Below are 15803 nucleotides of genomic sequence, written 5' to 3'. Positions count from 1 at the left end.
TTAACTGCCGCCAATGATCGTGCTAAGCCGGACGCTTCCGACCATATCATCAAGTTCGTAATGAGGGGCGAAACGCATGATGCAGCGAAACGAACCGGGACGACCAGGATCGGGCTTCACCGAAATATTGGCTTCCCGCAGCGGTTTTCGGCTTTTCACATCCGTCGATGCTTCGCGATCAGGGGTTACGTAATCCATCACCCAATCGTGAAGCACCCGCTCTAAATCCTCGGCCGTTGCGTAGGTCCCTAGCTTGTTCCGTGCGATTATTTTGATGTAGTGGGCAAAGCGAGAAACGGTCAGGATGTATGGCAACATGGCGCTGATTTTCGCATTCGCTGTGGCATTGTCGTCGTCGTAAACCTTTGCCTTTTGCAGCGATTGACCACTGGCGAACACTGCCATCGGTGTGTCTTTGCAATCACAAAGCGGCAGCAAACCGATCTCGCTGAGTTCCCGTTCAAGGGCATCGGTGACCGCGATTTCGGTCACCGGTCTGGGGATCACGCCAATCGAATCGGTCGGGAAGCTCAAGGATGGCAATTCACTCACCAACCCGCCACCCTCTTCGTCTTGACGAAGCCCTCGAATGTCGGCCAACCAGCCGCTGGTTGCAAATGAACGCATCGCGACGGCTGCATAGGCATAGCCCGGATGCCCCCACAGATAACCGCTGCCGTCGGGATTCTGAACGTCTTCGGCAAAGATGAAACGATCCACACGCGAACCATCATCCTCGTAAGGACCACGCATCAATATCCGAGGTAACAAAACGCCCAGAAAACGAGAATCCTCAGATTGGCGAAGGGCGTTCCATTTCAGGTAATCGGGCATCGCCATTCGTTTGGCGTGATCACGGGTCACTTGAAGGTCTGAAAAATCTTCTAGGTCGAGAAGATCAGGAGTGGCAGCACAAAGGAAAGGACAAAACGCACTCGCTGCAACACCTGCTAACCCATGGAGAACGGCGATGTCGTCATGCCGATGGGATGCCGACAATCGATGTTGAACGTGGTAGTCTCCAATCAGCAACCCGAACGGTTCACCACCCGCAATACCAAACTCTTCCTCATAGATTTTTTTAAAGGTTTGACTTTGATCAAATTCGACGGCTCGATCAAAATCTTTTTCCAATTCCGACCATTTGACCGACAGCATACGAACCTTGATCATCGGATCGCTCTCGATGTCGGCACGCCGAACCAAGAATGCTAAGCCACGCCAAGAAGCTTCCAGCTTTTGAAATTTCTGATGGTGAAGAATCGCATTGACCTGTTCACAAAGCAGGGCATCGATCGCGGCAATATCAGCAGAAAGCCGCGTGGATACCGCGTCGGCGGTGTCATAACGGTTGTCTTCTTGCCAATCGGATCCCAGCCAATACTTGAGTGCGTCGCCCACTTTTTGGGCTGCCAAAAAAGCATCAAGTGACGATGCTTTTGCCGATTTGGTTCGCGGCGAAGATGCCGAACTCCCTTTGACCGCAGGATGCGCTTGGTCCGCCTTTTCGGCCAACACCCAATCAAGCAACGATGCCGACGCCGATTCGGCTTGGTACGATGCCTCGGGCGCCTCGGCCTGCGCCGTCTCGGATCGTTGCAAACTGGGATCGGCTTGGGCCAAAACGGGACACCTTTTGAGTGGAATAAGTAGGCGAGTCTCTCCACTATTGGTAACGTTTGGCGTCTCGGAGAGACGCCGCTACTAGACTCGTGACGTTTGGCGTCTCGGCGAGACGCCGCTACTAGATTCGTGTGTTTGGCGTCTCGGAGAGGCGCCGCTACTAGATTCGTGTGTTTGGCGTCTCGGTGAGACGCCGCTACTAGATTCGTGTGTTTGGCGTCTCGGAGAGACGCCGCTACTAGACTCGTGTGTTTGGCGTCTCGGAGAGGCGCCGCTACTAGACTCGTGACGTTTGGCGTCTCGGTGAGACGCCGCTACTAGACTCGTGTGTTTGGCGTCTCGGTGAGACGCCGCTACTAGACTCGTGTGTTTGGCGTCTCGGCGAGACGCCGCTACTAGACGATTGACTAACCGCCCATCTTCGGAATCTTTGCCACCATTCTCATGCTGGTCGTCAACTCTTCCATCTGGAGCCACGGTCGCATCCAAGCGATGGCGTTGTAGGATCCGGGTTGGCCAGGAATTTCTCGCACTTGAATCCTTGCTTCGGCTAGTGGGTAACGAGCACGAATGTCGGCGGGCGGATTTGTATCGCTGGTGACATAGTTGTGAATCCAACGATCCAACCAAGCTTCGCAATCGGTCGCTTCCATGAACGAACCAATCTTGTCGCGAGCGATGACTTTCAAGAAATGTGAGAAACGACTCGTCGCCATGATGTAGGGCAAGCGAGCACTGATCGCAGCGTTGGCTGTCGCTTCCGGGCGATCGTATAACTTCGGCTTCTGGACGGTTTGAGCACCAAAGAAGACCGAGTAGTCAGTGTTTTTAAAGTGGCATAACGGCAAGAAACCGAGATCGCTGAGCTCTTTTTCTCGACGATCGGTAATGGCGATCTCAGTAGGACACTTCAAGTCCATATCGCCATCGTCTGCTTTAAAAATATAGGATGGCAAATCTTCGACCTTGCCACCATTTTCCACACCACGAATCGCTGTGCAAAAGCCGGTTTGAGCAAAGGCGTCGGTCAACTTGGTGCCCATGACATACGCAGCGTTCATCCAGCAGAACTCGTCATGCTCGACATGAATCGATTCGCCGTTGGGACCTACCGGCACCTCTTCATAAGCGAACTCGTCGATTGTTTTGGTGTTGGCACCATACGGCAAACGAGCTAAGGTTCGCGGCATCGTCAGCACACAAAAACGACTGTCTTCACTTTCACGGAACGATTTCCACTTTGTGTATTCAGCCGTATCAAAGATCCGTGCCAAATCACGCGGTTTGGTCAATTCGGTCCACTCATCGAAGCCGAACAAATTCGGATCGGCAGCGGAAATGAATGGACAAAACGAAGCCGCGGCAACCCCACTGACCTTGGCGAGTAAGTCGACGTCTTCGGGATGGTTGGTGAATTCGTAATCGCCAATCAAGGCTCCGAACGGTGCACCACCCGGTGTGCCGAACTCATCCTCGTAGAGCTTCTTGAACAATTGACTTTGATCAAACTCGACGGCGCGATCCATGTCTTTGAACAATTGCTTCTTCGGACAATTCAAAACACGGATCTTGAGTGTTTCACTTGTTTCGCTATTCATCACCAAATGATGCAACCCTCGCCATGTCCCTTCAAGTTTTTGGAACTTGGGCTGGTGCATGATCGCTGCCAATTGCTTGCTCAGCTTTGCATCGATGCCCGCGATGGCGGCATTGAGCGAACGCATCACATCTTTATCAAACGTAACGGTGCCCTTGAGGGCCTCTTCGGTCAACGTTTTGAGAAGTTCTTCAGCGCGTGACCGTTCGGTTTGTTTGGTTGCCGAGATTGCACTTTCAAGCAAACTCTCGCCGACACTTTCGGTGGTTTGGGTGCCAGCGACGGCATCGGCCTTGGCTTTTTCAGCCATAATGAGACTCCGTGGATTGAGTGGGTTTGAACGTTTTACGAGAGGTTACGATGGACGGTCTACTAACCGTTGTCCGAATCATTTACACCTAATTCACCAGATAGCTGTTTCAATTGATCGGTGTTACTAAGCACTTGTTCAAGCACGTTTTCGAGATCGTCACTACGATCGATCTTGGTTGCCAAGTCACGCAGCTTGTCACGTGTTTCCATCAGTTTCTTTAATGGTTCCACTTGATCGACAATGTTGGCGGGTTCAAAGTCTTCAATCTTGTTGAACTCTAAATTGACCGACATTTCACTGCCGTCATTGGCAAGTGTATTTTCGACACGCATGTTCAATCCAGGCGTCATGCGTGTGAGCACATCATTGAAGTTATCGCGATCAATTTGGATAAACTTGCGATCCTTCAAGGGCTTGAGCTTCTCCGTTGGATCGCCGGAAAAATCTCCCATCACCCCGACGACGAATGGCAATTCTTTGACGACCTCAGCACCTTCGGTTTCCACATCGTAGGTGATGTGGACACGAGGCTTACGGACGCGGGACAATTTTTTTTGTTGGCTTTCAGCCATGTGAAATACCTCTAGGTGGAAGGTAGCAATAGGATTGTTGTGTCATCACCACTCACTGTTTTAAACTCGGGGGTGGGGCGGTGCAACTACTAAACCGGGTGGTGCACTGAATTAAGTAAAAAACACCTAGTATTCATCGCGTTCTTGTTTGATTTCTACTCCCGTTCTTTCTGCAAAACGCTTTAAAACTTCTTCATCCGTGATCAGCTCTTGTAACAGATCGGGCAATTCCATTCTGCCGAATCGGACCGCTTGTTGTAGCATGTAGCTGACCGGCGAATGAGGTTCGGTTTTTCGAAAGAACTCGCTCGCGCGAAGCAGCAAACGAAACGCATCTTCACGATTAGCGACTTGGGCACGCGAGGGATCGAGGTTGACGCCACCACCCTGCGCGACGGTTGCCGAAACGTTATTGGTTGCGTCAGGCCCGGCCTCACTTAAATATTGCCCATCGTCGCCATCCCCGTTGTCACCATGACTATCGCCATCCGATAGACAATCGCGAGTGATAAGGCGAAACGCACGCTGGCATTCGGTAAGCACACTACGGATCTGTGAACTCGGTGGAGCGACTGGTAAACCTTCATGTTCACCACATTTTTCCTCGAGTATACGAGTCATTTGGGCAAAGGTTTCGATCGCTTGGTCAATGTCTTCGGCGTGGTTTCGCAAGCGGTCAGGATCGACTTGCCGAGCGGCTGCAAAAAAATCAGCTTCACCAATATCCGTGCTCGAACCCTTTGTCGCCAATCGATACGCTGCGAATGTGAAATCGGGTTCACCCGGAATGACGGGTAACGCCTCGATCGGAACCAGCAAGACGCCTGGACCGTCTTCGCCGTTCAAACTCGACAATTGGGAAACGGTTCCTAGATAGCCCTCGTCTTCGTCGCGGGGCGGATAGATTGCATCCCAGTATTGGTCAACGATTTGCGAGACAAGACTAAACCCGTCGCGAAGCCCTGCGAATCCAGACAAGCGAGTATTGGCTTCGATCAACCATGATGCAACCCACAAATCCTTGGAGTGCTCTGCCAATATTTCAGTGCAAATGTCGCGAACGGCACGCCAATCGGGTGACTCGATATGACGATCCTCCTCGGGGATCATTTGCAGGTCCTCTTCCGTGTACATTTCCAACTCTCGCACTTTTTTTTCCAGTGCAACCGCTCGCGTCCGAGCATCCTTCGCTCGTTGAAGCCGAGCATAATCGGTATCTCGCAAATAGCTGCCCGACGGATGGTCATCCGAAATCGGTGCCATCATCCGCTGAAGGTCAAGTGTTGGTTCTGAAGCCATGATGTCATTCTCGCATTAAATGTGAAAGGTCGATGGAGTTTGCGCTCGTTTGTTCCCTATGCCGCGGGACGTCGATTGAATGGTGAAGGTAGCGGAGAAGCATCAAGCGTTTTGTCGTTGCTAAAAAACGAAAGTCTTGACGACTTCCGCTACGACCTGATTTTCCGGTATCTTCCGGTCCTCTAGTCAGCTCCCATTTTTCGTAAGCTCTTGGCCAGTTGGTTGAGACTCTTTGCGTGCAATCGGCTGGCCCAACTCTTACTGATTCCCGCTCGCTCGGCAGCTTGTGTTAGCGTGAAGCCTTCGAAATAGATGCTGCTGACCAAGCGGCGGGCGTCGCTTGGCAATTGATCGACGAGCTTTCTCAAGGATTGCTGCATCTCTCGGCTCGCGACAGTCTTGCCAGGCGAATCGTAGGGATCGACCGCATTGGTTAAGGAATTGCCGACCGAATCCTCTTCACTGGTCACCAAAAAGACAACCGCCAACTGTTCGGTCACCCGACTAAGCCAATTGGCATCTTGCGCCGCTGACGAGGAGGAGTTTGGATCCTCGTGCTCGTTTTCCAGTACCGCATCGGCCATGGCTTGGAATCGCAACCGTCGAAACCTTGCTCGACTTGTCCAAGTCATCTTGGCAACGCCGTCATAAATCGCACCGCGAATACGGTAGAAAGCAAACGTTGTAAAACGAGCACCCGCGTCAGGGTCATACGCCTGTGCGGCTTCGACCAGACCTAATTGGCCATAGGCAATCAAGTCATCCAAGTCGGTCGGGACGGGCAAACTTCGATGCACGTTCAATGCGAGTGATCGAACCAACCCCTGACCGTCAGCAATCAATTCGGCAGCGTGCCTTTTCGTGTCCGTGTCGCTTGAAGCTTTTTCGGAGGATATTGGTTCGCCCGTCACGATACGGTACCTATTGAAGAGGTTGGGTCATTTGAATGCGGTTCATCCGCAAGAGATGCCCACAAACGGTTCAATCGCATTTGGCTGGTAGGGTCATTCCATAAAACGTCCCCAACGTCATGTTGCAAACTGCTAGGAAGCTTTTCGCTTAGTGCGCCAAGCCAATGTCGGAGCACTTCGCCAATCATTTCTTCACATCGAATATTGTCGAAACGAGCGTCCTGTTGTGAGCGTCGCCATGCTTTCAGTGTTTCCATTAGGTCGACGGGACTTTCCCGCTGCCGAGACAACGTTTCACCGAGGACCTCGTTCAACAAGGCCTTGGCTTGTGCTGCGGATTCCCGATTCGCCTCGGAATCCTTCTGGTCGCGATTTTCTGGACAAACCTCGTAGGTATAGGAATAGCCGGATTCGTTCGGTTCGTGCATGAGCTAGCTTTGGGTTTTATAATAAATGAGCATCGCAGCAATCGTTGCGGCGAGGACACCGTTGATGACGAGCAGAATTTGTACGCCCGTCTGCATTTGCTGTTCCTCACGTACCGCCTCGCTGCCCCATTCCAACTCTTCTTCCTCGGCTTGGCTCTTGCGAAACACGCTTGCCAGAAACGCTTGCCGATCAGGGGAATCACCATTGGCGACAAAGTAGCAACCGCTAAACAGCAGCGGTTCGCGTTTTGCAATCGTTGCCCCATTGTGATCGATGCTGTAGGCCGATTGGATGACGTGGGTCAACCGAGGCAGAAACTTGGTTCGAATTCGGCATAGCAATCCATACAGATGGCGATTGCCACGCTTACTCAAACTCTCGTCTTCACGAAATAGCAAATAGGACCAATCTTCGAACGCACCGCAGGCATGACGGACGAGAGCATCGAGTTGGTCGCTGTTGGGAGGATTCCAAAGCCCGAACCCTTTCCCGAAACGTTGCGTCGCAACACGGTCGGTGCCAACCCGGCGAATCAATTCTCGGAAACCCGCCTCCTCTTCCATTCCTTCGACGATATGCGTGACACTGCATCGCATTCGGGTCGCCCCACGCAGAGTTGCCAAATCGGAGTTCAAGGCCGTTTGCAGTTGGTTGACCGCCTCTTGCGAACCGTCAGCCAAAAGTTTGAACGGGGTCGCGATCAACGCTCCGTTGATCGGTGCCAAAGGATCGCGAACGCGGCGTATACAGCGACAGATATATGCTAGCTTTGCCGTCGCTTGTTCGGATTGGCCAGGGTCGAGGCGGGGGGTTGCACTACTGCTAGGCTGATGGACGATCGGCGCACCAAATCCGCCCGCGCCGACCATCATTGTCCCCTGCATACCCGCCGCCGGCATGCCTGCTGCCAGTGAACCGGAAGCCTGGGAACCGGAAGCCTGTGAACCGGAGGCCAGTGAACCGGAGGCCAGTGAACCGGAGGCCTGTGGCATCGGAGGTGTACTGCCTGGCAATCCCGTCAGTGTCTCACCAAAGGATTGATTGGGTGCGTTACTAGGGGAGGCACCTGAGCCAGCGGAAGACGGCCCCAAGTCGCTGGCAGGAAACGCTCCCATCGTTTCTCGCGATGACCGTGAAGGGACTGCGCCCGAAGCGGGGCCTGCCGGAGGTGGCGGTAACGTGAATCCGCCGCCATGACCGTCCGTGCTGACCTGCATGGTTCGCGTTGGATCATAAGCGGCCGCAGCCGGCGAAGCCGCTGGGGTTTGTCCACCGATTGCCGATAAGCCCTTGCCCAACAGCCCTGCTAGACAACAACTTTCGGTGCACACAACATAAATGCCTTGCTGGTTCGCAAAGACATGCAGCGGAGCAGGTCCGACTGGAACGGTGACGGGAAATTGCAGACAGGATGAAGCCATAAACGCATTGGCGGCTGTCACGCTCGATGGGCCCATGACGATAAACAATGGTGTCTCTGACGGATCGATCGATTGTTGGGCCATGGACGCCAACGCGGCATCCCAAACACGATCAATTTCGGGATAGGGTGAGGGTTCGCCTTCGAGCCATAGTTTCAAGGCATACCAAACCACGATGGGAATGACTAAGACCAAGACAACGATGACCGGAAATTCTCGCCACAAAAATTGGCTTAGTTGAATTCGATCATCCAGCATTGCTCGCATGATCACCCACACGGTGGCGACGATCAACAGTCCGATGAAGAGCAGAATCGCCGTGCGCATCTGCAGCGAAAGCCCGAGCATCCTTCGTGGCGAACTGATGACATTACTGGGAATCCGCGCGAGCACCCGGAAGGGATAAGTAATCGCATCGACAAAATTTCGGATCGCTTGCATCGACTTAACCTAACTCCAAAAAACTTTATGGGCGGTCGCTAACGCAACCGCAATGAGAAGCAAACAAAACACACCACTGCCGATAAGAAGGTATTTACCTTCAAGCGGTGGCGCTCCAAGTCCAGGCCGACCCTGTTCTAGAATCGGTGGTCGTCCCTGGCCGAGCTGAATCGCCATCGATGCCCGGCGAGCCCATTCTTGCAGCGTCTTGGGAAGCCCAAAATCCTCGGCATGAGCCGTCGCATCAGGATCTCCGTAGAGCCCTCGAAATCCGAGGACGACACAAACGTAAAAGACTTCAAGAGCATCCTTTTTAGGAAACTCCGTCGCCTTTTTGGCTTGCAGATAAAATGCGGTAAATGCGTCCGCCGAGCGAAACAATTGAAACTCCAAACGATTTTGTTCCCACCACACTCGGCCATCCCACGGTGCTTCGATCAAGAGGTCATCGACCCAGCCTATCAACGCATACTTTGCCAACTCCCAATCGCTCCGCTGACCGAGCTTGTTTTCGGACTGGTCGAGCAAACCACGAACACGCGTACTGACGTCCTCGGGTGATGGCGTTCGCCCCGCCTCGACCTCGTCCATGACGGACAAGACGTAGGTGATAATCGGATCGACAGCAGCAGCAAACTCGGGTGACATGGCGGTAACGGAAAAGGAATCGGAAAAAAGGTGAAGGACGGACGATCAATGAATCAGCCAATAGGAACAGCAAACAAACTGAGCCGGATCATGCCGCGAATATCGCCTGCGTTGATGTGCAGATCCTTTTGGCCTTGAAGCGAATCGAGATTCTCAATCAGACTTTCGGTAAAACGGGCCGCCAAGGTCGGTGCATCTTGCGATTGCAATTGGTCCCAAATTGGACCACTTCGCTTGACCGCATAAAAGATCCAATTGTCCCCTTGCGGCAAGGCACGTGGCGCGGGCGTCTCTTCGATCGCCAAACCCGGGACACGATACTTGTACATCCAATCAACCTTTTCACTGCTACCGAGTTTCCAATCCAATCGACCGGGTAGCAGAAGCTCGCGAATTTGCTGGGCGTTGATCTGGGTGTGCTGGATCCCGATAAACCATTCCCAATTTCGAGACAGCCATTTCGGGCTGAGCGATACCTCCAACCCCCGCCCGGCCCCGATAAAGTCGCGACGCTCGTACTTATACTCTTGCACTTCGGTGATCAATGCACGAATCTCTTCGCGTACCCAGCGAAAAATGCGGGCCAGATCATCATGATCGTAGAGCGGGATTTCACCGGGCCTGCGATCGCTACGAAAAATGGAGAGCGAACCAACGATGCGGCACAATTCGGTGTAGGCGATCAACGGATGAACACCGCTGGCAAACGCCAAGGAGCGTAGCGATGCGAAACCTTCGTTAAGCGACATTAACATCATCAAACGGTTGATATCGCCCGCTTCAAGCGCTCCTTGCATGATCCCACGACTGGTCACTTGAGCACTCAAGACGTCAATTTTTTGCCCGATGATGTCGTAGCAAGCTCGAACGTAATCACGTCCTAACTCCGGCCACGCTTCACATGCTAGCACCGGAGGAATGTAATCTTCATCAATCTCAGGTGCTGCCTCGGTCGCTCCGCTGCGTTTGATACGAGCGATCGGCATCGTTTCAAAACCGGCAAGATTATCTTTTCCGAGTAGGATTTGGACATTCAACGCTCGCTGCTCAATCTCTTGTTCGTTCCCGCCACCGTTTTCATCGGGAACCGTCGTTGCGCTCGATACATAGCGGTGCTCACCCCCACGTTCAGGTAGCGTGTTGGCGCGTCCGAGTCGCAGTTTAGGAACGGCCAAATAGACGTCGATCGTTTCGTCGTCCTTAAACGCCTCCGATAAATCCTTGCTGGGAACCGATGAACCGCCCAACTCGACTCGATCGGGTTCCTGACCGGTGCGCAGCCAAACGACCGTGCCATCTCGCAACCGTGCTTGGCATTCACTTAGCTCAAATTGGCCGTTGGCGATCGCCTCTTTGCTATAACTGATCCGTCGCAGTCCATAACTGTAGCCATGGTCAAGTGCGACTTGATTGGCTACGAATTCAGCATTGCTCCGCTGAGCCGTTTGCATGTGATGTGGCCGAAGGAACATGCCTTCGAGCCAAGCGACCTGCTCGTTTTGCATAGAGTATTCGTCCAACTCAAATCGGAAAGGGAAGAAAAGGTTTATCCGAACGAACCCCCATCATAGCAGGTTTCACACTCCCTTCCCACTAGGTAAAATGAACAGGCCCAAACGAACGGGCTCATCAGAGACCTCGTTTTCCTGGGCTCTCTCCGAAAAGGGGTCTGACCCTTTAGAGAGCGAGCCTGTTCCCTTGTTTTATCGTTTGCTCGGAGAGGGTCAGACCCCTTTTCGGGCAGAGCCTAAGAGCTTGCCCGACCATGAGCGATTTATCTTCCTACAGTCAACGAAAATCTTGGCGACAAAAAAGTTCGAAACAAAAGAACCGCTGGCTGCCTCGGTTCATTTTTACAATGTTGGCAACCATCCTTGCGGGTGTCTTTCTGTATATTATTTTTCGTGGTCGGCCTGATCGGACCCTACATACGTTCCTATTGCATGCTCGCTCTTACGACAGCGATGTCATTATGCCACCGATGTTTGGCGCGACCGCCGCAAATCGTATCTTGGCCGATTTTAATGCGGAAGAGATCGAGGGCAAGGTGAGTTCGATTCGCGACGTCTTAAACGATACGACGAAGATTAAGAAACCACTCGCCGATTTGGACGACACGGTGATGGTGATCGTGCGTGGCTACCTGCTTTCGGATCCAAATGGCGAAATCTCGATCGCCTGCAGCGACTTGGGCGCCGCAGATCGCGACCGCTCCGGTGCAACCGGTTTGCTCCCACTATCCGAATTGCTGACCATTTTGGCAAACGAAGGTCCGGATGCTTCCGAGTCGTCGCGGTTGGTGGTACTCGATATCGAGCCGCTCGCGTCGGTGCCCCGTTTGAACCAGTTTGGTGACCGCATCTTCGAGTCTTTGCAAGAGACGGTAGAAGGGTTACGTGGGAAACATTCCAGTCGTGTTTGGGTTTTAGCGACTCGAGGCCCGTTGCAAAACGCAGGCTGGGACCCCCGAACACAACTGCCTCTGTCTACCCAATCGTTGCTTCATGCGATTCGAGGTGATGCCGATTTCAATCAAGATTACGAAGTGAGACTCGACGAGGTTTGTCGATACTTGTCAGCCCGCTACCAACGGTTGGCTCAGCGTAGCAACACGAGTCCGCCACAAATCATGTTGCTTCGCGGTGAAAAGGGCCGCGTGGATGATGTTGAAATTGCCTCACAAGTTTGGATCGCTCAAGCGATCCCGGACGAAGCTTCCGACGAGCCCTCCGACGAAGCAACCGACGAACCTGACGATGCAGACGATGCAGACGATCTCGCCGTTTCAACCGTACGCTATCAAGCCGAGTCGGGTACCATCAGCAACACGGACAGCAACACGGACAGCAACACGGACAGCAACACGGAAGTCAATTCGGACGAATCGCAACCGCTCGATGCCAACTCGCCGCAAACTCCAAACCCTGGAAAGAACGTGGATGGCCCCAAACCGCCCGATCGGTTTTGGGATGTTCGCGATCGGTTTGAACAGGCTCAGGTCGCACAGAAGCTACACCCGATTGCAGTCGCACCGCATCTGTATCGAAAATTGGTTCAAGAGGTATTGCACGCCGAGATCGAAAGTCTTGACGACAACGCTTTACAATCTCGCCGAGACATCGCATCGCAGGCCACACGCAACCTTGCGGCATTGGAAGCTGCCTTTGATTCCGACTATCCACCATTGCAACTCGGCGACGTCTCGAATGAATTGGTTGAAAGGCTGTTTAAGTTATGGCGACAAGCCGTTGCACAACGAGACGAAGAGGCGGTTGATGAGCAAGTGCGGATAGCGGATTCCCTTCAGCACGCCATCGCGATTGGTAGACTGCGGCTTTGGTATCGACTCGACTACCAACAGCAAGCGATCTTAGGTCAATCAGTGCTATTGGCAGACGAACCCGAGTTAGAACGTGTTCTCGACGAGGCCGAGGAGTTGCTTGCGAAGCAACAAGGTTTTCAAGTCAGTGTCGTGTCGATGCGGGAAAAGACGGATCGAATCCATTCGGTGGTACGTCGATTGGATACGGTCGTTCGAACCAATGTCGCCGAGGTGATCGATGAATTTGGCCGGGCCGACAAAGAAAATGTTTGGAATGTGCTCAGGAAAGGTTACGCTTGGCTTCGCAGTCCGCTGCCGAGCGGGACGCAGCGGCGTGAGCTTACCGAAGCGATTCGTCGTGCGGAGATGGAGACCGTGGATGCTGAATTACTCAATATTCCTGCAGCCAAGGTATCTCTTTCGGATCTGCGAGCCAATTCGGATGCAGCACAACAAATTGCCCGGATTCAAAAAACGGATAGTCAGCTCATCGAAACGATGCTGCTCGCTAATCAGACGGACCCGGTATCGCTGGTTAGCAAGTTACAAGATGCGAGTGCTCATTTCGCCGAACAATTCGCCGCGACCTTGCGGATCGATCCGCGTGATGTCAGTAGCGAGGATTTGGCAAAACCGATTTTGCATGAAGTGCTAGCGATCCCTCGAAGACGGCAAGCTTCCGCCCGTATTCTTGATCCTTCGCTGCGTCCAGCTGGAAATCGACTGCAACTTGATGCGCTGGAGAGCCATTTGTGGGTCGAGATCAATCCCGATTCGAACCGCGAGGCCAAGTACGAAATTTCAATGGATGTTGATTCGGGAAGTGGTTTCCTTGATGATATTTCGGCGATGGAAGCACGCTGGGAAGATGGTTTAACGCTTCGAGACGAACAGACGATTGAGTTGACCGTCCCACGGCGAGAAAAATCCAAAGTGCGGTTGAACCTCAAGGCTCTTCGTCATGCCGATCAAGACACGTCGAGTGTACCGCTGCGGATTTCGATCAAACCGATTGGGCTTGGCTTATCTCCAGACCCATCGGATCAAATCCCAATGCTCGATGTTCGCATCGATCTTCCCAAAAAAGATCGTGTGCTGTTGGCCGTTCGCTCGCCTGGCATGAGTCGAGAATTTATCAGTGGGGAAGACAGTTTGCCCGACGGCGTTTGGTTACGAACGTTCTCGTCACGCAAAACCACGTTTGAACCCGCGCTGGTCAATGACTCGGGCCGCTCGGCTCGTGCTCGTGTTTGGATGCTAAAACTGGAAAATCCATTTCGAAGTCAAGGCATTGAAGCCTATTATCCTGAGTTGGTTGCAAATCGAATGGACCAATTGCGCGGACAATTGCTCAATAGCGACGGACGTGTTTTCGATTGGATCCTCGAGGGGCGTCAAAAACTAAAAGGCCCCGTTGAACTGGACTTAGCTCCTGGAAAAGTACGAACGCCTCTGTCATGGAAAAATGCCGCCCCTGCCGATGCAGCCGATGCTGCCGCAACGAGCGTTGCAGCGGTTGCGGAAAGTGAAGAACCAGCCCACGGAATCAATGTTTCGCACGGAATGGCTGTCGTGATACGACTCATCGACGAGAGCGGAAAGACGCTGCCGGGCGGCGACCAAATCGTGTGGATGATCCCCAACCCGTGGTCGCCATCCAGCTACGTCGATATCGATCCTCAGCAGGTGAGATATGATCGAGGGGAGATCCAGGTTGCTGCGAAATTGAAGAGAGAAATCGACGGCGACCATCTTGACGATATGATTCCTGAAATCGAAACGCGTCCCGTCCGATTGACTTGGACCGAAGACGATCAATGGGATCGATTTGAGTCCGGTCTGACCCGCCCGCTCGAAAGTCAAAGCTTGGAGCTAAAGCACTTGATGCCCAGCGGAGGACAGATCGAAGTCCCCGTGTCGGAAAGCCGCAGTGAAACGGTCTTGAGATTGGATGTCGATGATTGGCCTCGAGCGATGCGGCGTTTGGTATCGCATCGGCAAGGTGCTGTTGCCAGAGAAACGACTCGCTGGGATACGATCGATTTTTCCGAAGTTTCAATTGATTACGGAGATCGAGTGCCGAAGAACAGCGACGACGATGAAATACTCGAGTTGTTTACGATCCATCATCCCGATCAAACGGTTGTATTTCGTGGACGTGGAAAAACGCTGACGACCCGGTTAAGTGCCGACTTATCGCCACTACTCTATGCGGATGAATCGCCGCCCGAAATCCGCTTGTCGGATGGCGACCGCAATGCGTGGCGTTATTGGACCGATCGCTTGATCGAAACGGTTGCCAATAGGTTACAAGATGACGGGAAGATGGTATTGACGACCACCGTCCGCGACTTGACGTCGGTTTGGAGCGAAGCATCGCGAGCCGACGACCAACTCGATTTGCAGGCGACGTTAAAAGTCGGTGATCAAGTCAAGAATGCTGCGTTGCAGATCAAGCTCGATTCAACGTCACCCGTCGTCGGAACTCTGCGAACGCGGACGCTCGGTCCTTACTATGCTGGGAAAGGTAACACGGTGGAATGGACGATCGTTTGTGCCGATCCCGAACGAAATAACACCCGTTCCGGAATACGCAAAATCGTCGTTGATTTTGATAAAGACGGTGACGGCAAGCCTGATTCGACCGACAAACCCTATGTCTTTCCAAGATTGGACGGTATTCCACAAATTCCGCGGAGCGTTCGGACGTTCGAGTTGGATGAAGTGGGACGACTTCGCATCGCGGTTCAGGTTTGGGACGAAGCCGGTTTGGCAAGTGAGCCAAAGAGCGATTGGATCGATGTGATCGAAAAGCCGAAACCGACCAAGGCAGAACCGAAATTGAGTGGCAATCCATCGATGCCGGAAAAGCCAAACCCAATCGAACCACCTAAGAAGGGAAGCATACGCGGCATGATCGATAGCGGTCATACAATGCGTGGAACGCTGACTTTATCACCGACGCCGCCGAACATGCGCCCGTCCAATGGCAAGATTGAAGTTGGCAGTTCGAACCCTCGTTTCGAATTCTCGAATCTACCCGCTGGCGATTACACGTTAAGCTTCAAAGGGACGGTCAATAACCAAAGCAAAACAATGAGTTGGCCTGGACTCAAAACGGACGAAGCCGGCGGCCCACCAACGAACTCCCTATCGCCTTAGGTACGAAAAACGGCATTCCGAGGCCTGACGGCCCCGGCCGTTCATGTGCCGCCCTGCGGGCTAAG

The 15803-nt window shown here is 53.0% G+C and carries 10 protein-coding genes; 1 reads left to right on the top strand and 9 read right to left on the bottom strand.

Annotation, left to right across the window (positions count from 1 at the left end):
* The 9 genes from tssC (Q31b_RS01700) to tssK all read right to left on the bottom strand — a co-directional run bounded on the left by tssC (Q31b_RS01700) (window position 1) and on the right by tssK (window position 10759).
* Entirely contained in the window at window positions 1-1623 is a 1623-nt protein-coding gene (gene tssC / locus Q31b_RS01700; RefSeq protein ID WP_197170758.1) for a type VI secretion system contractile sheath large subunit, read from the bottom strand.
* Window positions 1624-2030: 407 nt separating this feature from the next.
* The gene (gene tssC, locus Q31b_RS01695; protein ID WP_146597936.1) at window positions 2031-3530 is read right to left on the bottom strand and encodes a type VI secretion system contractile sheath large subunit; all 1500 of its coding nucleotides are present in this window, start codon (window positions 3528-3530) and stop codon (window positions 2031-2033) included.
* Window positions 3531-3592: 62 nt separating this feature from the next.
* On the bottom strand, window positions 3593-4105 hold the full coding sequence (gene tssB / locus Q31b_RS01690) for a type VI secretion system contractile sheath small subunit (protein ID WP_146597935.1): 513 nt from the start codon (window positions 4103-4105) through the stop codon (window positions 3593-3595).
* Window positions 4106-4231: 126 nt separating this feature from the next.
* A complete protein-coding gene (gene tssA / locus Q31b_RS01685) occupies window positions 4232-5404 on the bottom strand; it encodes a type VI secretion system protein TssA (RefSeq protein WP_146597934.1) in 1173 nt (390 codons plus the stop codon).
* A gap of 182 nt (window positions 5405-5586) precedes the next feature.
* Entirely contained in the window at window positions 5587-6315 is a 729-nt protein-coding gene (locus Q31b_RS01680; RefSeq protein WP_197170757.1) for a sigma-70 family RNA polymerase sigma factor, read from the bottom strand.
* A complete protein-coding gene (locus Q31b_RS01675) occupies window positions 6312-6743 on the bottom strand; it encodes a hypothetical protein (protein ID WP_146597932.1) in 432 nt (143 codons plus the stop codon). The genes Q31b_RS01680 and Q31b_RS01675 overlap by 4 nt, the downstream gene beginning before the upstream one ends.
* A 3-nt stretch (window positions 6744-6746) precedes the next feature.
* On the bottom strand, window positions 6747-8606 hold the full coding sequence (locus Q31b_RS27780; RefSeq protein ID WP_197170756.1) for a type VI secretion protein IcmF/TssM N-terminal domain-containing protein: 1860 nt from the start codon (window positions 8604-8606) through the stop codon (window positions 6747-6749).
* 9 nt (window positions 8607-8615) lie between these two features.
* Window positions 8616-9254, bottom strand: coding sequence for a DotU family type IV/VI secretion system protein (locus tag Q31b_RS01665; RefSeq protein WP_146597930.1), 639 nt, complete (start codon window positions 9252-9254; stop codon window positions 8616-8618).
* 53 nt (window positions 9255-9307) lie between these two features.
* Entirely contained in the window at window positions 9308-10759 is a 1452-nt protein-coding gene (tssK, locus tag Q31b_RS01660) for a type VI secretion system baseplate subunit TssK (protein WP_146597929.1), read from the bottom strand.
* A 260-nt stretch (window positions 10760-11019) separates the two neighbouring features.
* On the opposite strand from tssK, the gene Q31b_RS01655 reads away from it, so the two are divergent.
* On the top strand, window positions 11020-15738 hold the full coding sequence (locus Q31b_RS01655; RefSeq protein WP_197170755.1) for a hypothetical protein: 4719 nt from the start codon (window positions 11020-11022) through the stop codon (window positions 15736-15738).
* The last annotated feature ends 65 nt before the right edge of the window (window positions 15739-15803 follow it).

Origin of the sequence: Novipirellula aureliae, assembly GCF_007860185.1 — a bacterium.
GTDB classification, from domain to species: Bacteria; Planctomycetota; Planctomycetia; order Pirellulales; family Pirellulaceae; genus Novipirellula_A; species Novipirellula_A aureliae.
Note: the sequence above shows the minus strand (reverse complement) of the source record. Positions and strands in the feature narration are given on the sequence as shown.